The sequence below is a fragment of the Pseudomonas sp. DW-iso17 genome, assembly GCF_058725345.1.
On the sequence record NZ_JBZXEA010000044.1, the window covers coordinates 60,133 to 78,528 of the forward strand.

At 62.1% G+C, this 18,396-nt stretch carries 19 protein-coding genes; 7 read left to right on the plus strand and 12 right to left on the minus strand.

Going from position 1 to position 18,396, the window contains the following annotated elements:
* The first annotated feature begins 2 nt into the window (after window positions 1-2).
* Complete coding sequence (locus AC4PS6_RS22575; RefSeq protein ID WP_019816825.1) at window positions 3-1,034, plus strand: ABC transporter substrate-binding protein; 1,032 nt, start codon at window positions 3-5, stop codon at window positions 1,032-1,034.
* 3 nt (window positions 1,035-1,037) lie between these two features.
* Here the strand turns inward: AC4PS6_RS22575 and AC4PS6_RS22580 are convergent, their stop codons facing one another.
* Window positions 1,038-1,685, minus strand: a complete 648-nt coding sequence (locus tag AC4PS6_RS22580) for a nicotinamidase (protein WP_014718836.1) — start codon at window positions 1,683-1,685, stop codon at window positions 1,038-1,040.
* 222 nt (window positions 1,686-1,907) lie between these two features.
* Window positions 1,908-2,681 (minus strand): L-iditol 2-dehydrogenase, encoded by a 774-nt coding sequence (locus AC4PS6_RS22585; RefSeq protein ID WP_014718837.1) that lies wholly within the window; start codon window positions 2,679-2,681, stop codon window positions 1,908-1,910.
* A gap of 254 nt (window positions 2,682-2,935) precedes the next feature.
* On the opposite strand from AC4PS6_RS22585, the gene AC4PS6_RS22590 reads away from it, so the two are divergent.
* Entirely contained in the window at window positions 2,936-3,883 is a 948-nt protein-coding gene (locus AC4PS6_RS22590) for an AraC family transcriptional regulator (RefSeq protein WP_014718838.1), read from the plus strand.
* On the opposite strand, the gene AC4PS6_RS22595 is transcribed toward AC4PS6_RS22590, so the two are convergent.
* The gene (locus AC4PS6_RS22595; RefSeq protein ID WP_130175123.1) at window positions 3,865-4,677 is read right to left on the minus strand and encodes an aminoglycoside phosphotransferase family protein; all 813 of its coding nucleotides are present in this window, start codon (window positions 4,675-4,677) and stop codon (window positions 3,865-3,867) included. The genes AC4PS6_RS22590 and AC4PS6_RS22595 overlap by 19 nt on opposite strands.
* A 212-nt stretch (window positions 4,678-4,889) precedes the next feature.
* Here AC4PS6_RS22595 and AC4PS6_RS22600 point away from each other — a divergent pair, with 212 nt between their 5' ends.
* Together AC4PS6_RS22600 and AC4PS6_RS22605 are read left to right on the plus strand one after the other, a co-directional pair.
* A complete protein-coding gene (locus AC4PS6_RS22600) occupies window positions 4,890-5,840 on the plus strand; it encodes a nucleoside-specific channel-forming protein Tsx (protein WP_032872109.1) in 951 nt (316 codons plus the stop codon).
* Window positions 5,841-5,854: 14 nt separating this feature from the next.
* The gene (locus AC4PS6_RS22605) at window positions 5,855-6,886 is read left to right on the plus strand and encodes a purine-nucleoside phosphorylase (protein ID WP_014718841.1); all 1,032 of its coding nucleotides are present in this window, start codon (window positions 5,855-5,857) and stop codon (window positions 6,884-6,886) included.
* Between the two features lie 150 nt (window positions 6,887-7,036).
* On the opposite strand, the gene AC4PS6_RS22610 is transcribed toward AC4PS6_RS22605, so the two are convergent.
* From AC4PS6_RS22610 to AC4PS6_RS22635, 6 genes are all read right to left on the minus strand, one after another.
* Window positions 7,037-7,996 carry a quinone oxidoreductase family protein gene (locus AC4PS6_RS22610; protein WP_020303066.1) on the minus strand — a complete coding sequence of 320 codons (960 nt, stop codon included), beginning with the start codon at window positions 7,994-7,996 and terminating at the stop codon, window positions 7,037-7,039.
* A gap of 28 nt (window positions 7,997-8,024) precedes the next feature.
* On the minus strand, window positions 8,025-8,198 hold the full coding sequence (locus AC4PS6_RS22615; protein WP_014718843.1) for a DUF1427 family protein: 174 nt from the start codon (window positions 8,196-8,198) through the stop codon (window positions 8,025-8,027).
* A gap of 69 nt (window positions 8,199-8,267) precedes the next feature.
* The gene (locus AC4PS6_RS22620; RefSeq protein WP_019816817.1) at window positions 8,268-9,044 is read right to left on the minus strand and encodes an AraC family transcriptional regulator; all 777 of its coding nucleotides are present in this window, start codon (window positions 9,042-9,044) and stop codon (window positions 8,268-8,270) included.
* A gap of 114 nt (window positions 9,045-9,158) precedes the next feature.
* Window positions 9,159-9,329: a putative metallothionein gene (locus AC4PS6_RS22625; RefSeq protein WP_019816816.1), complete on the minus strand. Its 171-nt coding sequence runs from the start codon at window positions 9,327-9,329 to the stop codon at window positions 9,159-9,161.
* Window positions 9,330-9,417: 88 nt separating this feature from the next.
* A complete protein-coding gene (locus tag AC4PS6_RS22630) occupies window positions 9,418-9,873 on the minus strand; it encodes a DMT family transporter (protein WP_014718845.1) in 456 nt (151 codons plus the stop codon).
* A 4-nt stretch (window positions 9,874-9,877) separates the two neighbouring features.
* A complete protein-coding gene (locus AC4PS6_RS22635) occupies window positions 9,878-10,366 on the minus strand; it encodes a DMT family transporter (RefSeq protein ID WP_014718846.1) in 489 nt (162 codons plus the stop codon).
* Window positions 10,367-10,485: 119 nt separating this feature from the next.
* On the opposite strand from AC4PS6_RS22635, the gene AC4PS6_RS22640 reads away from it, so the two are divergent.
* Complete coding sequence (locus AC4PS6_RS22640) at window positions 10,486-11,418, plus strand: LysR family transcriptional regulator (protein ID WP_020303067.1); 933 nt, start codon at window positions 10,486-10,488, stop codon at window positions 11,416-11,418.
* 76 nt (window positions 11,419-11,494) lie between these two features.
* On the opposite strand, the gene AC4PS6_RS22645 is transcribed toward AC4PS6_RS22640, so the two are convergent.
* Window positions 11,495-12,814: an Nramp family divalent metal transporter gene (locus AC4PS6_RS22645; protein WP_020303068.1), complete on the minus strand. Its 1,320-nt coding sequence runs from the start codon at window positions 12,812-12,814 to the stop codon at window positions 11,495-11,497.
* Window positions 12,815-12,856: 42 nt separating this feature from the next.
* Window positions 12,857-14,410 (minus strand): DUF726 domain-containing protein, encoded by a 1,554-nt coding sequence (locus AC4PS6_RS22650; protein ID WP_020303069.1) that lies wholly within the window; start codon window positions 14,408-14,410, stop codon window positions 12,857-12,859.
* Between the two features lie 285 nt (window positions 14,411-14,695).
* Here AC4PS6_RS22650 and AC4PS6_RS22655 point away from each other — a divergent pair, with 285 nt between their 5' ends.
* Both AC4PS6_RS22655 and AC4PS6_RS22660 read left to right on the plus strand, forming a co-directional pair.
* Window positions 14,696-15,691 (plus strand): GlxA family transcriptional regulator, encoded by a 996-nt coding sequence (locus tag AC4PS6_RS22655; RefSeq protein ID WP_020303070.1) that lies wholly within the window; start codon window positions 14,696-14,698, stop codon window positions 15,689-15,691.
* A 111-nt stretch (window positions 15,692-15,802) separates the two neighbouring features.
* Entirely contained in the window at window positions 15,803-17,002 is a 1,200-nt protein-coding gene (locus AC4PS6_RS22660) for an NAD(P)/FAD-dependent oxidoreductase (RefSeq protein WP_020303071.1), read from the plus strand.
* A gap of 164 nt (window positions 17,003-17,166) precedes the next feature.
* Here the strand turns inward: AC4PS6_RS22660 and AC4PS6_RS22665 are convergent, their stop codons facing one another.
* Entirely contained in the window at window positions 17,167-18,357 is a 1,191-nt protein-coding gene (locus tag AC4PS6_RS22665) for a sugar transporter (RefSeq protein WP_020303072.1), read from the minus strand.
* Window positions 18,358-18,396: the final 39 nt, after the last annotated feature.

Consider the following 18,396-nt stretch of genomic DNA (forward strand, 5'->3'; position numbering starts at 1 on the left):
CCATGCAATCACGTCTCGCGTTGTCCTGCTTGTCCCTCGCCTTGCTCACCAGCACGGCCCATGCCGCCCCCACGCTGTACCTGGGCATGAACGGCGGTACCATGGAACGGGTGTACGCCGACAAGGTGCTGCCCGCCTTCGAAAAGGCCAATAACGCCAAGGTCGTGATCGTACCCGGCACCTCATCGGACATTCTTGCCAAGGTCCAGGCCAACCAGGCCAACCCGCAGATGCATGTGATGTTCCTCGACGACGGCATCATGTACCGCGCCATCTCCATGGGCCTGTGCGACAAGCTCGCGCCGAGCCCGCCACTGGAACAGATCCCGGCCAAGGCCCGAATCAAGGACGAAGCCGTGGCCGTGACCCTGGGCGTCACCGGCCTTGGCTACAACGCCAAGATGTTCAAAGACAAAGGCTGGGCCGCGCCCACCTCATGGATGGACCTGGCCGACCCGCGCTTCAAGGACAAAGTGGTGTTCCAGTCCCTGGCCTCCTCCACCTTCGGCCTGCATGGTTTCCTGATGTTCAACCGCATCCAGGGTGGCGATGAAAGCAATGTGGAACCGGGCTTCAAGGCCTGGCCTACGACCGTGGGCCCCAACGTGCTGGAATACATCGCCAGCTCCGCGAAGATCTCCGAGATGGTGCAAACCGGCGAGGCCGCGATCTTCCCCCTGACCCCGACCCAGGTCGCCACGCAAAAGCTGCTCGGCATACCGATGGAGTACGCGCAGCCCAAAGAAGGTGCGGTGGTGCTCAACGTGGCCGAATGCGTGATCGCCCGCAATGACCAGCCGGAACTGGCGCAGAAGCTCGCAGCGTTCTTGCTGACTGCCGAGGCCCAGGCGCCGGCGTTGGAAGAAGGTGACCAGATCCCGTCGAACCCGACCACCCCCACCACCGACAAAACTCGCGCGCGGGTGGAGGCCATGCAGAGTTATCTGCAGACCGCCATTTCGATTGATTGGGACCAGGTCAACCAGGCACGGCCGCAATGGAATGCGCGGTGGAGTCGGTCGATTGAGCGTTGAGGCTCAGCCCTGCGCAATCAGGGCCAGTTCTTCGCGGGTGCGACTGATGTATGCACCGGCCTTGAGCAATTCGTCGACAGCCTGTACACCGCCCTCCTCGCTGATGCCTCGGCACGCCGGCAAATGCAGGATCACTTGCAAGCCGGCCTTGAGCAATTGCAACGCGGTAGTCTTGACGCAATAGTCCAGCGCCAGGCCGCCGACGATCACGCGGGCCACGCCGTGGGCCTTGAGGTACTCGATGACGCCGGTGGACAGTTTGTCGTGCAGGTCGTGGTAACAGGCGCCGTAGGGGTGCAGGTCGGGCTCGACCCCTTTCCAGATGAAGTAGTCGTAGTCATAGGGGGTGGGCAACTCATCGAGCAGGGTGAACCCTTCGGTGCCGGGCACGCAGTGGCTGACCCAGGTCACATCGGCATGGGCCAGGCCGGTGGGTTGCAGCATCTCGCTGTGCTGCCCGACCACCCAGGGTGCGTGGGGGGTGTGGGCGTCCTTGCTGCCGATGCGGTGGCCGGCGAGACTGGCCATGTAATTGAGTTCGGCACCAATGCCGTCGCCACCGGCCACTGGCAACTCGTTGGGACACAAAGGCGTGAAGCTCTTCTGGGCGTCGACGTCGAATGAAGCGATGGCAGCTTTCGAAAGGCTCATGGTCGTTCTCGGGTGGTCTGCACGTACGACCGCCTCCGGGCGAGCGTAGAAATCTTGAAGTATGGAACAGTTTACTGCGGGGATCGATGCGTTGCTGACTTACCCTATTCTCAATAACGCTGAAGTTCAAAGGTGGGAGCTGGCTTGCCTGCGATGAGGCGAGTGAATCCACCAACGCTATCGCAGGCAAGCCAGCTCCCACAGTTGGGTCAGCGTCAACCGCTAATTCATCCAATTGCCGCCATCGACGTTATAGGTCTGGGCCACCACATAATCGGCGTCCGTCGACGCCAGGAAGATCGCCATGCCGGTCAGGTCTTCAGCCGTGCCCATCCGCCCAAACGGCACCTCATCCCCTACGCGCTTTTTCTTCTCGCCAGGCGCCAGCCCTTCATGCCTGGCGAACAACGCATCCACTGCGTCCCAATGCTCGCCGTCCACCACACCGGGGGCGATGGCATTGACATTGATGCCCTGCTTGATCAGGTTCAACCCCGCCGATTGCGTCAGGCTGATCACCGCCGCCTTGCTCGCACAATAAACTGCCACCAACGGCTCGCCTCGCCGCCCGGCCTGGCTGGCCATGTTGATGATCTTGCCGCCATGCCCTTGGCTGATCATCTGTCGGGCTGCGGCCTGCAGGGTGAACAGGGTGCCGGCGACGTTGATCGAGAACAGCCGTTCAAAGCTGTCGCGGGTGATGTCGACGATGGGGGCCAGGTCGAACAGGGCGGCGTTGTTGATCAGGATATCGAGCTTGCCAGCGTGGCTCACCACTGTGGCGATCGCCGCGTCGATGGAGGCCTGGTCGGTGACGTCCATCGCCACGGCGTAAGCCTGGGGCCCCAGTTCGGCGGCGGTGGCCTGGGCCTGTTGCAGGTTGATGTCGGCGATGGCCACGGTGGCGCCTTCAGCGATGTAGGCTTGGGCGAACGCACGGCCAATGCCTCGCGCCGATCCGGTGATCAGCGCGCTTTTACTTTCGAGTCGTTTCATGGGGGCTCCTGTGAAGGTTATTGCCGGTAGCCGGTGAACACCGCCGAGAACAGCTTGCCGACCTTTGTTGTTGAGCCTCGATTACAGCAGCTTGGCCTGCCGCCTCACAAACGGCTGGCGAATGCGCGGCTGATACTTTTTTAACCTGAGGCACAGGATCAAAAAAGTATCAGCCTCAGGCGAAACCGGGGCTAGCGCACCGATTGCCAGTGCGGGTATTTTGGGAAAATTGCACCACCACAAGAGGCAGCATCATGCCCGTCAGCCCCGCCACCCTGTTCGAGCATCGCCCTGCGGAGCTTGAGGTGATCCTGACCGAACCGGAACATGGTTTTCGCTGGTTCGAACATGACTATCCCTATGAACTGGCACGCTGGAACCACCACCCTGAATTCGAAATCCACCTGATCCGCCAAGGCAGCGGCAAGCTGGTGGCGGGCGACTATATCGGTGCGTTCAGCGCCGGGCATGTCGCACTGATCGGCCCTGACCTGCCTCACGACTGGATCGGCGACCTGGCCCCCGGCGAATACCTGCACGGGCGTGATGTGGTGCTCCAATTCGACGGCGCCGCCCTGCTCGCTCTGCGCACCACCCTGCCGGAACTGGGCGAGTTACAGGCGTTGTTTGAACAGGCGCGACGCGGCCTCGAATTCACCGGAGCAACCGCCACACACGCCGCCAGGCTGATGGAGGCCATCGGCAATGCCCATGGTCTGCAACGCCTGACCCTATTTCTGCAACTGCTCGATACGCTGAAGAACGCCCCGCCCTCACAGGCCAAGACCCTGGCCAGCCCGTGCTACGCACCGACCCTGGATGCGCGCAGCGCCGAACGTATCAACAAGGCGCTTGACTACCTGATGCGGGAACTGACCGGCGATGTACGCCTGTCGGACATCGCCCGGCAGCTGGACATGAGCGAACCTGGCTTTTCGCGGTTTTTCAAACGCAACACCGGCCACGGCTTTATCGACCTGATGCGCAAGTTCCGCGTGCAGCGTGCCTGCCGCTTGCTGTTGCACAGCCAGATGTCAGTGGCGGACATCTGCTTTGAGGTGGGTTACGCCAACCTGTCGAATTTCAATCGCCACTTTCGTATCGAAATGCACCAGACGCCGAGTGAGTACCGGCGACAGGCCGCACTTCAATTATTCACCCCGGTTGCCCATCACCCGCCGCCCTACTCGTCCGCCCCTTGAGCCAGTGCCTGCTGTGCCAGACGGGCAACCTGCAACTCAATCATGGCACGCTCGCGCTCCTGGTCTTCCAGAAACCAGGCGGCAGACAACCCGGCATGAGCCACCACCCATTGCAACAAACGCGGACGTGAGAGGCCGGCCGCCAGGGCGATAACCCCAACCTGGCGGCTGAAACGCAGTGGATCGCTACTGGTCGGCAAGTCCGGATTGCAGATCAAATTGGCGTAATCGTAACCGCGCTCGCCCATCACCCGCTTTGGATCAATCGCCAGCCAGCCACGAGGGCCAAAGTCGAGGATATTGTCGTGATGGCAATCACCGTGCAGTACCACAACCTCCTGTTGCGCAGCCAGCAATGTCCGGGCCGTCGCCGCGCAGTCGCGTAAGACACCGCCCTCCTGTTCGGCGGCGTGCCACAAGGATCGGAACCACTCATCCAGCCCAACCAACCCTTCGGGCGGCGACACACGAGGCGCATGCAGCCGGGCCAGAGTTGCGCAGGCGATCTGGCTGGCTTCGTCGTCCTGACCATTGAGGGCCATGCGCATCAAGGAACCTGAGCCCGTTGCGCGTTCCATTAACACTGCAGTGTGGTCATGGGCGAACACCCGTGCCGCGCCGTCACCTGCCCACCAGCTCAGCAGGCGGCCGCCGAGTTTTTCCTCAGGGGTATGAGCAATTTTCAACATCGCCGGCACGCCTTTCCAGCGGACCGGCAACAGGTCGCTGCCGGGTGTGACGATAGGCTGTCCATCAGCACTCAGCTCCCAGGCACGCAGGTAGTGTTCGAACATCAAGGTTCCTCCACAGGGTGACGCATCAGGATGACAGAAATCCCAGTGTTTTCCTGACCAAAGCGTCGGCTAATTGCTCTTTTTTCTAAACAGTTCAAGCCATTGACCCAAGTTGGTACAACCTGTGCAAACGTTTGCGGAACGAACTTGACCGCCAAGTTCACTCCTCCCCGTCGAATCGGGTTTAAACCGCGTAAGAATAAGGACTTTCAATGCACCCCACCTCAAAGCCTCGTGCCGGTCTTGGCGTTTCGTTGCTACTGGCCGCCGTTACGGGAGTACTCAGTGCACCCATTTTGGCGCAGGAAAAGCCCGTGGATGACTCAGCACAGGGCGAAACCCTCAGCCCTGAAGCCAACCCCCCGGCGAAAAAAGGCGTGTATCTGTCCGAGTGGTTCAACCAGGACCTCACGCTGATCGGCAGCAAAGACATCAGTTTCGGCCCCAAGCCTCAAGATGACGTCTACCTGGAATACGAGTACTTCGGGCGCAAGGGCCCCTTTGAGTTGTACGGCTATATCGATGTACCGAAGATCCTCACCATCGGTAACAGTAATGACAAAGGTGTGTGGGACCATGGCTCGCCGGTGTTCATGGAGCATGAACCGCGGATCTCCATCGACTACCTCGCAGGACGCAGCCTGGCAATTGGCCCATTCAAGGAATGGTATGTGGCCTTTGACTGGATCTACGACCACGGCAGCCGCAAGGAAAACCGCGCCAACACCCTGTACAGCGGCCTGGGTACCGATATCGACACCCATTCGAGGGTCAACCTGTCGGCCAATTTCTACGGGCGCTACCAGTGGGAAAACTACGGCGCCAGCAATGAGTATTCCTGGGACGGCTACCGAGCGCAGATGAAGTACATCGTGCCCATCGGCAAGTTCGACAACGGCGCCTCGCTGACCTACATCGGTTTCACCAACTACGATTTCGGCTCGGACCTGCACAAGGACAACCCGGCGCGCACCGCCAATTCCCTGGTGGCCACCAACGTGTTGCTGTACTCGTTTACCCATCTGCGCTTTACCCTGGTCGGCCGTTACTTTCACAACGGCGGCAACTGGGAGGACGGCAGCGAGTTGAATTTCGGCGAAGGCAACTTCCGCGCACGCTCAGACGGCTGGGGTTACTACGCCGGCGTGGGCTATCAATTCTGATCAAGGAGCTGTAGATGAACGCATTGACCCGTGTCTCGCTGGCCTTCGGCCTGGCCCTATTGCCCCACATGGTGCTGGCGGATAGCCCAGCACCGATCAAACCCAAGGTGATGCTGATCACCATGTTTGCCCCCGAGGCGCAAACCTGGATCGACCGCCTCGAACTTAAACAAGAAGTACGCGTTCCAGGCTTGTCCGCCGAATATCCAGTGATTCGCTGCAACAACCAGGACGTGTGCCTGCTGGTGACCGGCATGGGCCAGACCAACGCTGCCGCATCTACCCTGGCCCTGGCCTTGTCGCCCAAGTTCGACCTGCGCCAGAGCTACTTCCTGATCGCCGGGATCGCCGGCATCAACCCCAAGCACGGCACCATCGGCACCGCCGCCTGGGCCCATTACCTGGTGGAGTTCGGCACGCAGTGGGAGCTGGATTCACGGGATGCGCCCAAGGACTGGCCGACGGGCTATATAGGGATCAACACCAAGGGGCCCAACGAAAAACCTCCGCTGGACTACAAGACCGAAGTGTTTGAGCTCAACCAAAAGCTGCAAGCCAAGGCGTTTGCCTTGTCGCACAAGGTGGAGCTGACAGAAAGCACAGAGTCCGCCGCCTGGCGCAAACACTACCCCGCCGCCCCGGCCAACCAGCCGCCGCAAGTCACCCGCTGCGACACCCTGGCGGGCAACACTTGGTTTTCCGGCACGCGGTTGAGCGAACGTGCCGAAGTCTGGACCCAGTTGCTCACCGACAACAAAGGCGAATACTGCACCACCCAACAGGAGGACAACTCCACCTACGAAGCGCTGCTGCGCGCCAGCCGCGAAGGCTTGGTGGATATCCAGCGTCTGGCCGTGGTGCGCGCAGGCTCTGACTTTGACCGGCCTTACCCTGGCTACAGCGAAGTGGACAACCTGCTCAAGTATGCCGATCAGGGTGGGTTTGTACCGGCGCTGGAAAACCTGTACCGCACGGGCAACCCGTTGGTCCAAGCGATTGTGAAGAACTGGTCGGCGTGGGAAAAAGGCGTTCCCGAAACCGAATAAAGATCAACATTGTGGGAGCGGGCTTGCTGTGGCGAGCAAGCTTGCTTGCGCTGGGGTGCGTAGCGCCCCCAAAAAAGCCGGCTCCAGCTGCGCTGTCGAGCGGGAGCAAGCTCCCTCGCCACAGCAAGCCCGCTCCCACATTTCTATCCATCACGGCAGGAAAATGATTTTGTCTGGGCTGCCGTTGTTCACTTCTGCATAGCACTGAACACCCTCCACCAACGCCACTTCACGCAACCCCGTAGGCAGCGGCAACAGGCCTTCATCAAAGAAGCGCCCAAACGCCTCCAGCATCACCGCGCATTGTTCGCAGCTATAGAGCAAAGAGTTGATCCCCACCACCGACCCGCCCTTACGGTACAGCGCCAGGGCCGGTAACTGCACGTGGCCGTCAACCGGGGCGGCGATGATGGCGATGCGGCCGAACGGTGCCAGCCCCGCCACCGCGGCAGGCAGCCAGAAACCGGTAGTGTCAAAGATCACGTCGGCGCCGCCATTGAACACGGCCTGCACTTGCGCGCCCAGTTCCTCCGGCTTGCCCAAGGCAATCGCCTCCAGCCCTTGGGCCTGCAACAACTCGAGCTGATCGGCCTTGCGCACGGCCGCCAATACCTGCGCACCGCGTATCTTCGCCAGCGCCAACGCCGCACTGCCGACCGCGCCGTTGGCGCCGATCACCAGCAAGCGCGTGCCCTTGCCAACGCCGCTGCGCTCCAGGGCATCCCAGGCGGTGGTAAACGGCACACCGAGGCTGGCCGCCTGGGCAAAGCTCAAGTGCGTGGGTTTGTGCGCTACGCCCTTGGCTGACACGCGCAGGTATTGGGCATGGGAACCGTCAGCGAAAAACCCCAGGTCACGACCGGTGCCCCAAACCTCCTGGCCGAGCAATGCCTGCGGGCCTTCCACCACCACGCCTGCGAAGTCACGCCCAGGGATGCGTGGCAGCGTGGTGTAGGGGAAACGGCCAAGCACGTTTTTGACGTCGCTGGGGTTCAGGCCCGCCGCGTTGACCTTGACCAACACTTCGTCGGCAGACGGTACCGGCATGGGCACCTCCACCAGGCGCAGGTGGGCGAGGTCGCCGGTGGCGGTAAATTGCAGTGCGTTCATAGAGGGCATCCGTGGAAGGGAAAAGGGATCAGGACAACCAACCACTGACCAACTGCCGCGCCATGGGCCAGAGCTTTTCGCCGAGCAGCATGCCCATCAGGCCGACCAGTGCGATAGCGGGCGGTGCAGGCGAGCGGAAGTCCAGCGCGCCGTAGATCACGCCGACAAACAGGCCGATGGCCAAGGAAATCAAATAGCTCATGAAGGCTGCGCCCGGTGGATTGATGGGCTCAGTCTAGGGCGCACCTACCGTGGGTATCGGCCAAGTGCTTCAGGATTTCGGCCAACTCCGGTACTGCGACGGCGACACGCCCAATTCGCGTCGGAACATGTCGCTGAAGCTGCTGGGCGAGTAACCCAGGGTGCGCGCTATGCCGCTCACCGACTGGCCTTGGATCAACTCCGCAGCCGCCGTGGCCAACTGCACCTGACGGCGCCACTGGGCAAACCCCATGCCCAGGTGCTGCTGGAACAGCCGCGCCAGGGTGCGCACGCTGGCGCCCGCTGCCTCGGCGTGCTGTTCGAACGGGATGTCCAGGGAAGGCGCAGCCATGACCGCCTGGCACGCATTGATCAGCCGACGATCCGCCGCCACCGGCATGGCGATGCGAATAGGCGAGCGCCGTGCGCGTTGCAACTCCAACAGAGCCAGGCCCACCACAGCGTCATAGTAAACCGCATCACCGTGATCACCCTGCTCGACCAAGGTCACGATCAACTCCCGCAACAAGCGGCCCACTTCGATGACCTGCACCTGGCTGTCCAGCGTCGCCGCCAACGCCGGGCGCAGGTAGATATTGCGCATCTGCAAATCGGAGACCACACGGATCCCGTGCTCCACCCCCGGCGGCAACCACACTGCACGCTGGGGCGGCACTACCAGGGCTTCGCGGGGCGTCTCGACCCACATCACACCGCTCATGGCGTAGAGCAACTGGCCCCAATCGTGGCTGTGCGGTTCTACGTACAACCCACGCGGGTAGGTACGCGCCAACGGCTGCACGGGAACGGCGTGATCACTAAGGTCGGGGGGCGCGGCCAGGGCCATGGCGGTACACATCAAACAAGGACGGGCGACCATGGTAAAGACTGGTCGCCGGCAAGCGAACTGTTTTTACTCATCCTGCAGGCACCGGGTGCCCGGGCCTGCAGGTCAATCCTGTCAACCGTGGGCCGACTTGGCGCATTCGCATCCCGTCGCCGCCGCGCAGGGTTCACCGTGAGCATGGTGCTCGGCACAGCCCTGGCAGCAATAGCCCTTGCCGTCTTTCATTATTGCGTCAGCGCCCAGTACACATTTGCAGTGAGGGCAAGCACAGGTTTGATCTGGCATGGTCAGACTCCTTGTTCATGGTCGTCCGATGCGGCGAGCGCCGCACCTTAAGCAGTGACCCTGGGCAAGCAAGCATGGTTCAGCGCCGTCAGTCGGCCCGGCGGCTATTACTGCGGTACATGAACACCAACGCCAGGGCGAGCAACAGCATCGCGAGGATACGACTGCCCGACAGCTCGATCGCCGGGTTGCCCAGCCAGCCAAAGTTGTCGATCAACATGCCCATGCCCAGTTGCCCGACAATCACGGCCACCGTGGCGACGGCCGTACCGACCACCGGCACCGCGCCGACCATCACCATCATGTACACCACGCCAAACAGGGCACCGGTCAATTGCCACTTTGGCACCTCCAGCAGGCTGACGGCCTGGGCCGGCTCGAAGAAAAATATCAACAACGCCGTGGTCAGCGCGCCCACCGCGAAAGTCAACAGACTGCTGCGCAACACTCCCACAGTCTGGCCCAGACGCCCATTGATAGCGGCCTGCACACTCAGCACCGCCCCCGCCGCAATCACCATCACCAACAACATAAACAGATTCATCGCCTTAGCCTCGTGCAATCAGAACCAGTGCCGCCACAATCAACGCCAACGCGATCCAGCGCTCGCCATTGACCCGTTTGCGCGCGGTGCCGAACCAGCCGAAGTGGTCGATCAACACACTCTTGCCCACCTGGCCCGAGAGAATCGCGATCATGGTCATCGCGATGCCGATGTGCGGTGTAGCCAGGGTCAACACCACTACATACATCGGCCCCAGAAACCCGCCGATCAACTGCCAGCGCGGCAGCTGCGTGAATGCCGGGCCCTTTTGCGGGCCGCTGAACAGCAGCAGTAAAAACAGAATCGCCGTGCCAACGCCAAAGATGCTCAACGTCGCCCACAAATGCCCGACCTGCGCGCCCAATGGCCCGAGCAATCCGGCCTCCACCGACAGGCCCATGCCCGCCAGAATTACCAACGGCAACAGCAGCAGCCGTAGAAGGTTATTGCTCGGCCTGGCCTGCGCCAAGCCTTCGGTGGAACGTGCCTGCATACATCACCTGTGTATCAAGAATGGAAAAACATGGCGCGCATTATCCGGTGGCCGTGCTGTGCGATAAATGGGAGTATGCGGACAACACCTTTGCGTAAAACGCACAGCCTGGAGAGATGATGCAGGGCTTGAATGAACTGAGTTTCAAGGCGCTACGCCTGTTTGTGGCCGTGCTGGACCAGGGCAGCTTTTCCGAAGTGGCGCGCCGCGAAAGCCTGGCGCCCTCCTCCATTTCGCGGCAGATTCAACTGATGGAACAGGCCGTCGGCCAGCAATTGCTCTACCGCCATACGCGTGCCGTCAGCCCCACCGAAGCCGGCCGCCTGCTGGGCCGCCACGCACGCTTGCTACTGGAGCAGTTGGAGACGGCGAACCAGGCCCTGCAGGAGCAAGACAGCGAGCCCAGCGGCCTGGTGCGCATCAACGCGCCCATGGTGTTCGGCCAGCGCCACCTTTCACCCTGGCTGGGAGCGCTGTGCCGGCGCTACCCGAAGTTGCAGCTGGATATCCAGCAAACCGACACCTTCGTCGACCCGCTGCAAGATGGCACCGACCTGCTGTTTCGTATCGGCGTGCTCAATGACTCGGGCATGCAGGCGCGCATCTTCGCGCCGCAACGCTTTCGCATCGCGGCCAGCCCTGCTTACCTGGCCCAACATGGCACGCCGCGCCACCCTGACGAACTGGCCCACCACCATTGCCTGGCCTACAAAGGCATCACCGGTCAGCAGCGCTGGTTCTTCCGCCGCGGCCAAGGCGACTGGACTGCCTACAGCGTCAGCGGCCCCATCACCGGCAACCACGCCGACACCCTCACCCACGCCGCCGAACAAGGCCTGGGCCTGGTGGTGTTTCCGTCCTGGCTGATTGGCGAAAGCCTGCGCGCCGGTACCTTGCAGGCGGTGCTGAGTGAGTACGAGGTCGCGACAACCCTGGAGCCCCAACAGATCGCTGCGTTGTGGCCGGGCAGCCGCAGGCTGTCGCTGAAGGTGCGCACGGTGATCGACTATTTCGTGGAGTGTTTTGGGACGGTGCCGTATTGGGATCGGTGAGTGTGACCGCCCCCTGACGGAGCGCAAACTGTTCGAAGGCCGGGTTGAGAAAAAGAGCACATGACTCAACCCTGGCTCAGAACAACCACTGCCCGATCAACCACGCATTCGCCCCACTGATCACCGCGAACAGAAACCACGCCAGCAGCCGCGTGGGCAACCGGTTGACGAACGGCCCCATCAATTGCTTGTCGCCGGTCATGCGGATCAACGGGTACAACGCAAAGGGCAATTGCAGGCTCAGTACCACCTGGCTGAGAATCAACAGCTTGCCGATAGCATCGTCACCCATCAGCCATACCCCGAGAAACGCCGGGATCAGCGCCAGCCCACGGGTAATCAGGCGGCGCTGCCAGCAGGGTATGCGCAGGTTGAGGTAACCCTCCATAATCACTTGCCCGGCGATGGTGCCGGTAAAGGTCGAACTCTGGCCCGAAGCCAGCAAGGCGATACCGAACAGGATGCTGGCGAAAGCACCGCCGACCAAAGGGTCGAGCAGGTGATAGGCGTCCTGGATTTCCACCACATCGGTATGGCCGGTCTTGTAGAAGGCCGCTGCGGCTAGCACCAGGATCGCGGCGTTGACCAACAGCGCCAAGGCCAGGGAGCCGATGGTATCGATACGCGCCAGCTTGACTGCATCCTGCTTGCTCGCCAGGTCCTTGCCGATCAGGCGGGTCTGCACGATAGAGGTGTGCAGGTAGAGGTTATGGGGCATGACCGTGGCACCGAGGATGCCGATGGCCAGGTACAACGGCGCCGCATCGCTGATGGCCGACAGTGACGGAGTGAACCCGCTGAGCACGTCGGGCCAGTAGGGTTTGATCAGCACCAGTTCGATGAAAAAGCACACGCCGATGGTGGCGACCAGCGCTAGCATGATCGCTTCCAGGCGCCGAAAACCGCGATTTTGCAGGGCCAGGATCAACAGCGTGTCGAATGCAGTGATGACAATGCCGGTGGTCAGCGACACCCCCAGCAACAGGTGAAACGCCAGGGCGCAGCCGAGCACTTCGGCAAGGTCTGTGGCGATGATGGAGATTTCCGCCAACACCCACTGGGTACGAGCAGAGCGCTTGCTGTAGCGCTCACGGCACAGTTGCGCCAGGTCCTTGCCAGTGGCGATGCCCAGCCGCGAACACAGGCATTGCACCGCCATCCCCGCCAGGCTGGCCAGCAGCACCACAAACAACAGGCTGTAGCCGTAGCGTGAACCGGCTTCAATGGCCGTTGCCCAGTTGCCGGGGTCCATGTAGCCGATGGAGATCAACAGGCCTGGGCCAGCGAACATCAACACCCGTTTAAAAAACGAGGCCTTGGGATCAACAGCGACAGAACCGGCCACTTCCGGCGGGCAGAACGGGGCGGTAGCGATTTTTGGCAGGCTGAATTTCACGCGGTATTCCAGGCAAATACACAAGACTTGGGCAGCAGCTTATCAGTCGGTGGCGACCGTGCGCATCACCGTATCCCGTGGCAGGTCAAACGCTTCCACCACTTGCACCACCAGCTCCAGTTCCTGGTTGAGCGCCTCGCGCTCCATGCGTTGGCGGATCACGCCGACCACCAGTACCGCCAAGGTGGTGATCGAATACGCCGGGCCGGAAAACGCCCGCACCCCGCTGACCAGCAACATCGCCGCAGCCAGCGCCTGGCCCACTACCGGAATCGCCGTCGCCGCACCGCGCCGCAGGATAAACCCGGTCAGCCCGGCCAACGCCGTGCCGCTCAAGGCTGCGGTAGCCGAACGGCCCACATCCAAGCGGTTGAACAACCCCTGCTCTTTTTGTGCCGCCGCCTTGAGCTCGGCCTCGAACGCCTGACGATCAGCGCGGCTGAGTTTGTCCTTGTACTGCTCGATCAGTGTTTCTGCGACCTGCCCTTCGATCTCGGCAAGCGCCACATGCTCAAGTGGTTGGTCGAACTTGATGCCCAGGCGTTGCGCCACATCTTCGGCAATCTGGCGATAGCCCACGCCATGGCCACGGGCCAGGTTCATAAAGCTATCACCGCCCATGCGCTGCAATTCAATGGCCAGTTTCAACGGCTCACGCACACTGGCATCAATCGCGGCACTGCGCTTTTGCGCCATCAGTTCGGCAAGAAACTTCAGCTCCTCCGGCCGCGCTTGCACCAACGCCGGGTACAGGTCCACGTCCGCTTCGGCAAAACGCACTTCACTGCTGCGCGAGTCCACACGGATCATGCCGCGTCGCTCCTGCAGCAAATCGGTGTACTGCACCACCGTCTTCAACTGCGGCCAATAGGCGGCATGATCGAAGCTGGCCAGGTGCACATTGGTGACCTTGGCCTTGAGCGCGGGCGTCACGTCAATCGCATAGCGACCGATGCAACGCTCGGTATCGGGCTTCATGGCCAGCGCCCAGTCCTTGCTAGAATGGCAGTTGATGAGCCGCCCCTTGAGCGGCGCCGACACTTCGTCCCACGGGCTCGAAGTACAGATCGCGCCGCCCATCAACAACAGGTTATTCAACGGCAATTCGCGAGCGATCCCGGGGCTGGCCAGCAGGCTCTTGACCAGAATGCGTGCGCCCAGGGAATGGCCGATCAGGTTGATGCGCCGCACCGGCAGCGCCTGGTTGTGCAGGTAGCCGGCCAGTTCGGGCAACAAGGTCTTGGCCACTTCATCCACCCGTGCCTCGACACTTTTGTAATGGTCGAGAAAATAGGCAATAGCCTTGCCCACGCCCACCGTCGCCGCGCCCAGGCCGCCACCGCCGAGCAGCGAGGCGAGCACGTCCTTGAACGGTGCAAACAGGTTTTCCAGAAAATGCCCCGCCGGCCAGAACAGCATCAAGTTGGTCGAACCTTCGATACCCGCCAACTGCTGCTTGAAGTTGCCCAGTTGCTGGCGGTTGAAGAACGCCGAGTAACCGTGAACATAGAGATTGAGCACATCCCCCTGGGGCTCGCCACACAGGACGAACGTGGGCTTGCGGGTGCGGTGCATTTCATCCCACTGGTGTTGCATAGGGCGGCGACTCCGGTTGACGGGATGGCGATAGTAACAAACAGAGGCGATCAGAACGGTGAATCCTGACCGACGTTTGCAGAAGGGCCTGGCCAAAACAGTATTCAACCAAGACCAAACGCTGCGCGACTGCTTAAACTGTCTGGGGGGCATGGTAAAACAGCGCCCTGCCCCTTTACCGGAGACCACTGTCATGACGTCCAAAGTTGAACAACTCAAGCCATTTACCAGGGGCATGGGTGCACACTTGCGCACCTTGAGCCAGATCGAGCAACTGGCCAGCGTATGACCCTACTCTCCCCATTGGCCCAACCGCGCACCTTGGTGTTCCTGACGTATCCGCAGATGGGTTTGCTCGACCTGACCGGCGCGCAAACGGTGTTCTGGGCCGCCACCAAGGCCATGGCCGAACGCGGTTTGCAAGGTTATGTGCTGCACAATGCCAGCCTGGCGGGCGGGCTGATGTCAACCGCCGAAGGCTTGAGCGTCGACACTGTGGCTTTGGCGCAGTTGGACCCAGCCGCCATCGACACTCTTGTGGTACCCGGCGCGCCCGCCATTGAGCAAGCCATGCTGGACAATACTGCGCTGGTGGACTGGCTGCGCAACGCCTCCGGTCAGGCGCGACGTACCGCGTCGGTGTGCAGCGGCACGTTTTTGCTGGCGTTGGCGGGCTTGCTGGAGGGTCGCCGCGCGGCGACGCATTGGGCCATGTGCGAGCTGCTCAAGCAACGCTTCCCGAGCATCGAGGTGGACGTGGACGCGATCTTCGTGCAGCAGGGCCAGGTGTGGACCTCGGCGGGCGTCAGTGCCGGGATCGACCTGGCGCTCGCGTTGGTGGAGGCCGACTGCGGGCGCGAAGTGGCGCTGCAAGTGGCACGCGAACTGGTGGTGTTCCTCAAGCGCCCCGGTGGCCAGGCGCAGTTCAGCCAGGTGCTGCAAGCGCAAACCGCCGACAGCGCCGGCTTTGATGCGCTGCATGCCTGGATCAGCGACAACCTGCGCGACAGTGACCTCAGCGTCGAACGCTTGGCCGCGCAGAGCCATATGAGCCCACGCAATTTTGCCCGGGTGTATAAGCAAAAAACCGGTCGCACCCCGGCCAAGGCCATTGAGCTGTTTCGCATGGAAGCGGCGCGCCGCATGCTTGAAGACTCCCAGCGCAGCATCGAGCAGATCGCCGGGCTGTGCGGGTTTGGCGACGAAGAACGCATGCGCTGCACCTTCCACCGCCACCTGGCCATCTCACCGCGCGACTACCGCGAGCGTTTTTCCCGCTAGGCCGACTGACCTGGCAGTCATCCAGGGTTATCTGTCCTTTCGGACAGACCCTGCTGCTTTTACAGTGATCCGGCAATGCCTTGCGGCTTATCTGGTCTCTGGAGCAACCCCATGAAACAACACATTCTGATCATTGGCGCCGGGTTCGGTGGCGTGTGGAGCGCCTTGAGCGCGGCTCGGCTACTGGATAAACACGACCGCAACGATGTGCGCATCAGCCTGCTCGCCCCCCAAGCGGAGCTGCGTATCCGCCCGCGGTTCTACGAGCCCGATGTACATACCATGCTGGCCCCGCTTGATGCGCTGTTCGACGCTGTGGGCGTGACCTTTGTGCAAGGCGCTGCCGACAGCATCGACGCCACTAATAAGCAAGTGACCTACCGCAACGCGGCCGGCATCCCGTCCACCCTCGCCTACGATCGCCTGGTAGTGGCCGCCGGCAGCCGCTTGAACCGCCCCGGCATGGACGGCATCGAGCAAGTGTTCGATGTGGATCAGATCGAAGACGCCGCGCACCTTGAAGCCCATATCAACGCCCTGAAAAACCTGCCCGACAGCCCGGCCCGCAATACCGTGGTGGTGGCCGGCGGCGGCTTTACCGGTATCGAGACCGCCACCGAAATGCCGGCGCGCCTGCGTGCGGCACTGGGTGAGACGGCCAACATCCGTGTGATCGTGGTCGACCGCGGGCCGCAGATTGCCGCGTCGATGGGCGACGGCATACGCCCCTCTATCATCGAAGCCAGCCGCGAGCTGGGGATTGAATGGGTACTGAACACCTCGGTCGCCTTGGTGGATGCCGGTGGCGTGACCCTGGCGGATGGGCAGCGGATTGAATCAAGCACCGTGATCTGGACCATCGGCTTTCGCGCCAACCCGCTGACCGAACAGGTTGAGGGCACCCGCGATCCACAGGGCCGCCTGCACGTGGACGCCCACCTCAAGGTCAAGGGCCAGGCTGCCATCTTCGCCGCTGGCGACGTGGCCTACGCCGCCACAGACGCGCTGGGCAACTTCGCTGCCATGTCCTGCCAGCACGCCATCGCCCTGGGCCGCTACGCCGGCAACAACGTCGCCGCCGATCTGATCGGCGTGGCGCCCATGGCCTACAGCCAACCCAAATACGTGACCTGCCTCGACCTCGGCGCTTGGGGCGCGGTGTACACCGAAGGCTGGGACCGTCAGCTCAAGCTGGTGGGCCAGGAAGCCAAGGAACTCAAACAGCAGATCAATAGCGTGTGGATCTACCCACCGGCGGCGGATAGAGCAGTGGCACTGGCGGCGGCGGATCCGTTGATTCCGGTGGCGTAGGAAAGTCAGCGAACGCATTGCTCAAGGCAGTGAAGATCAAATGTGGGAGCTGGCTTGCCTGCGAAAGCGGTCGCGCAGCAACAGATGCAGTGGCTGACACACCGCCATCGCAGGCAAGCCAGCTCCCACATTAAGTCTGCAGTTATCCGGTGGATACGGGGCGATCAGCTTGGCATCGGGGCACCACCCTGCCCAAACCGCCGAATCGCCAGGCAATACCCCACCAACGCCAACCCCGCCAGCAAACCGCCCGCCGCGCCGATCCAGGCGAAGCCGAAGTGGCTGCCTACCCAGCTGCCCATCAACGCACCACCGCCGATGCCGATGTTGTAGATCCCGGAAAACATCGCCATGGCCACATCGGTGGCGTCCGGTGCCAGCACCAGCACCTTGGACTGCATGGCCAGGCCAAACCCCATGATCGCCATGCCCCAGAAAATGCTCAGCCCCACCAGGTAAGACTCGGCGCCGCTCAACGGCAGCATCAGCGCCAGGCACGCGGCGAGGATAGACACTGCGCCGATCACGAACAGGTGGGGGTTGAAGCGATGCACCAGGCTGAACAACAACGAGCCGATGATGCCAGCACCACCGAACACCAGCAGGATCAGGGTCACGGCACTGCCGCCCAGGCCGGCGACGCCTTCGACGAAGGGTTCGATGTAGCTGTAGGCGGTGAATTGCGCGGTAACGGTCATTGCGGTCAGCACATAGAGCGCCACCAGCGCAGGACGCTTGAACAGCAGCGGCAGACTGCGCAGGGAGCCGGAGTTCTGGCTGGGCAGCAGCGGCAAGGTGCGCCCCAGCCAGAACACCAGGGCGGCGGCGAACGCGGCGATCACCAGGAAGGTAGTGCGCCAGCCCATGGCCTCGCCCAACAGGCGGCCCAAGGGAATGCCCAACACCATCGCCAGGGATGTGCCGGTGGCCAGCAAGCCAAGGGCCTGCACCTGCTTGCCCTCTGGCGCCAGGCGTACAGCCAGCGAAGCCGTGATCGACCAGAACAACGCATGGGCCAGGGCGATGCCGACCCGACTGACCATCAGCAAGCCGAAGCTGGTGGCGACGCTGGAGAGGATATGGCTGGCGATAAACAGACCGAACAGCACAATCAACAATTTGCGCCGTTCGACGTTGCGGGTCAGCAGCATCACCGGCAGCGAGGTCAGCGACACGATCCACGCATAAATGGTGAGCATCAGGCCGACGCTGGCCACGGGCATGTCAAAGCTGGCGCCGATGGCGCTGAGCAGCCCGACGGGGACGAATTCGGTGGTATTGAACACAAACGCGGCCAGCGCAAGGGCGATGACCGGTTGCCAATTGGCTTGTGGGGTTGCGGCTGAAAGGCTCATTGACGGGCGCGGTACTCTGACGGTGATCAAGCGGCCACC

Excerpts from the sequence above, each read along its gene's own strand:
- AC4PS6_RS22580 (WP_014718836.1), bottom strand. The coding sequence starts at position 1,685 with ATGAGCCTTTCGAAAGCTGCCATCGCTTCATTCGACGTCGACGCCCAG.
- AC4PS6_RS22665 (WP_020303072.1), bottom strand. The coding sequence starts at position 18,357 with ATGAGCCTTTCAGCCGCAACCCCACAAGCCAATTGGCAACCGGTCATC.
- AC4PS6_RS22640 (WP_020303067.1), top strand. The coding sequence starts at position 10,486 with ATGCAGGGCTTGAATGAACTGAGTTTCAAGGCGCTACGCCTGTTTGTG.
- AC4PS6_RS22585 (WP_014718837.1), bottom strand. The coding sequence starts at position 2,681 with ATGAAACGACTCGAAAGTAAAAGCGCGCTGATCACCGGATCGGCGCGA.
- AC4PS6_RS22575 (WP_019816825.1), top strand. The coding sequence starts at position 3 with ATGCAATCACGTCTCGCGTTGTCCTGCTTGTCCCTCGCCTTGCTCACC.
- AC4PS6_RS22635 (WP_014718846.1), bottom strand. The coding sequence starts at position 10,366 with ATGCAGGCACGTTCCACCGAAGGCTTGGCGCAGGCCAGGCCGAGCAAT.
- AC4PS6_RS22590 (WP_014718838.1), top strand. The coding sequence starts at position 2,936 with ATGCCCGTCAGCCCCGCCACCCTGTTCGAGCATCGCCCTGCGGAGCTT.
- AC4PS6_RS22650 (WP_020303069.1), bottom strand. The coding sequence starts at position 14,410 with ATGCAACACCAGTGGGATGAAATGCACCGCACCCGCAAGCCCACGTTC.
- AC4PS6_RS22615 (WP_014718843.1), bottom strand. The coding sequence starts at position 8,198 with ATGAGCTATTTGATTTCCTTGGCCATCGGCCTGTTTGTCGGCGTGATC.
- AC4PS6_RS22630 (WP_014718845.1), bottom strand. The coding sequence starts at position 9,873 with ATGAATCTGTTTATGTTGTTGGTGATGGTGATTGCGGCGGGGGCGGTG.
- AC4PS6_RS22660 (WP_020303071.1), top strand. The coding sequence starts at position 15,803 with ATGAAACAACACATTCTGATCATTGGCGCCGGGTTCGGTGGCGTGTGG.
- AC4PS6_RS22605 (WP_014718841.1), top strand. The coding sequence starts at position 5,855 with ATGAACGCATTGACCCGTGTCTCGCTGGCCTTCGGCCTGGCCCTATTG.
- AC4PS6_RS22595 (WP_130175123.1), bottom strand. The coding sequence starts at position 4,677 with ATGTTCGAACACTACCTGCGTGCCTGGGAGCTGAGTGCTGATGGACAG.
- AC4PS6_RS22610 (WP_020303066.1), bottom strand. The coding sequence starts at position 7,996 with ATGAACGCACTGCAATTTACCGCCACCGGCGACCTCGCCCACCTGCGC.
- AC4PS6_RS22600 (WP_032872109.1), top strand. The coding sequence starts at position 4,890 with ATGCACCCCACCTCAAAGCCTCGTGCCGGTCTTGGCGTTTCGTTGCTA.
- AC4PS6_RS22655 (WP_020303070.1), top strand. The coding sequence starts at position 14,696 with ATGACCCTACTCTCCCCATTGGCCCAACCGCGCACCTTGGTGTTCCTG.
- AC4PS6_RS22625 (WP_019816816.1), bottom strand. The coding sequence starts at position 9,329 with ATGCCAGATCAAACCTGTGCTTGCCCTCACTGCAAATGTGTACTGGGC.
- AC4PS6_RS22620 (WP_019816817.1), bottom strand. The coding sequence starts at position 9,044 with ATGGCCCTGGCCGCGCCCCCCGACCTTAGTGATCACGCCGTTCCCGTG.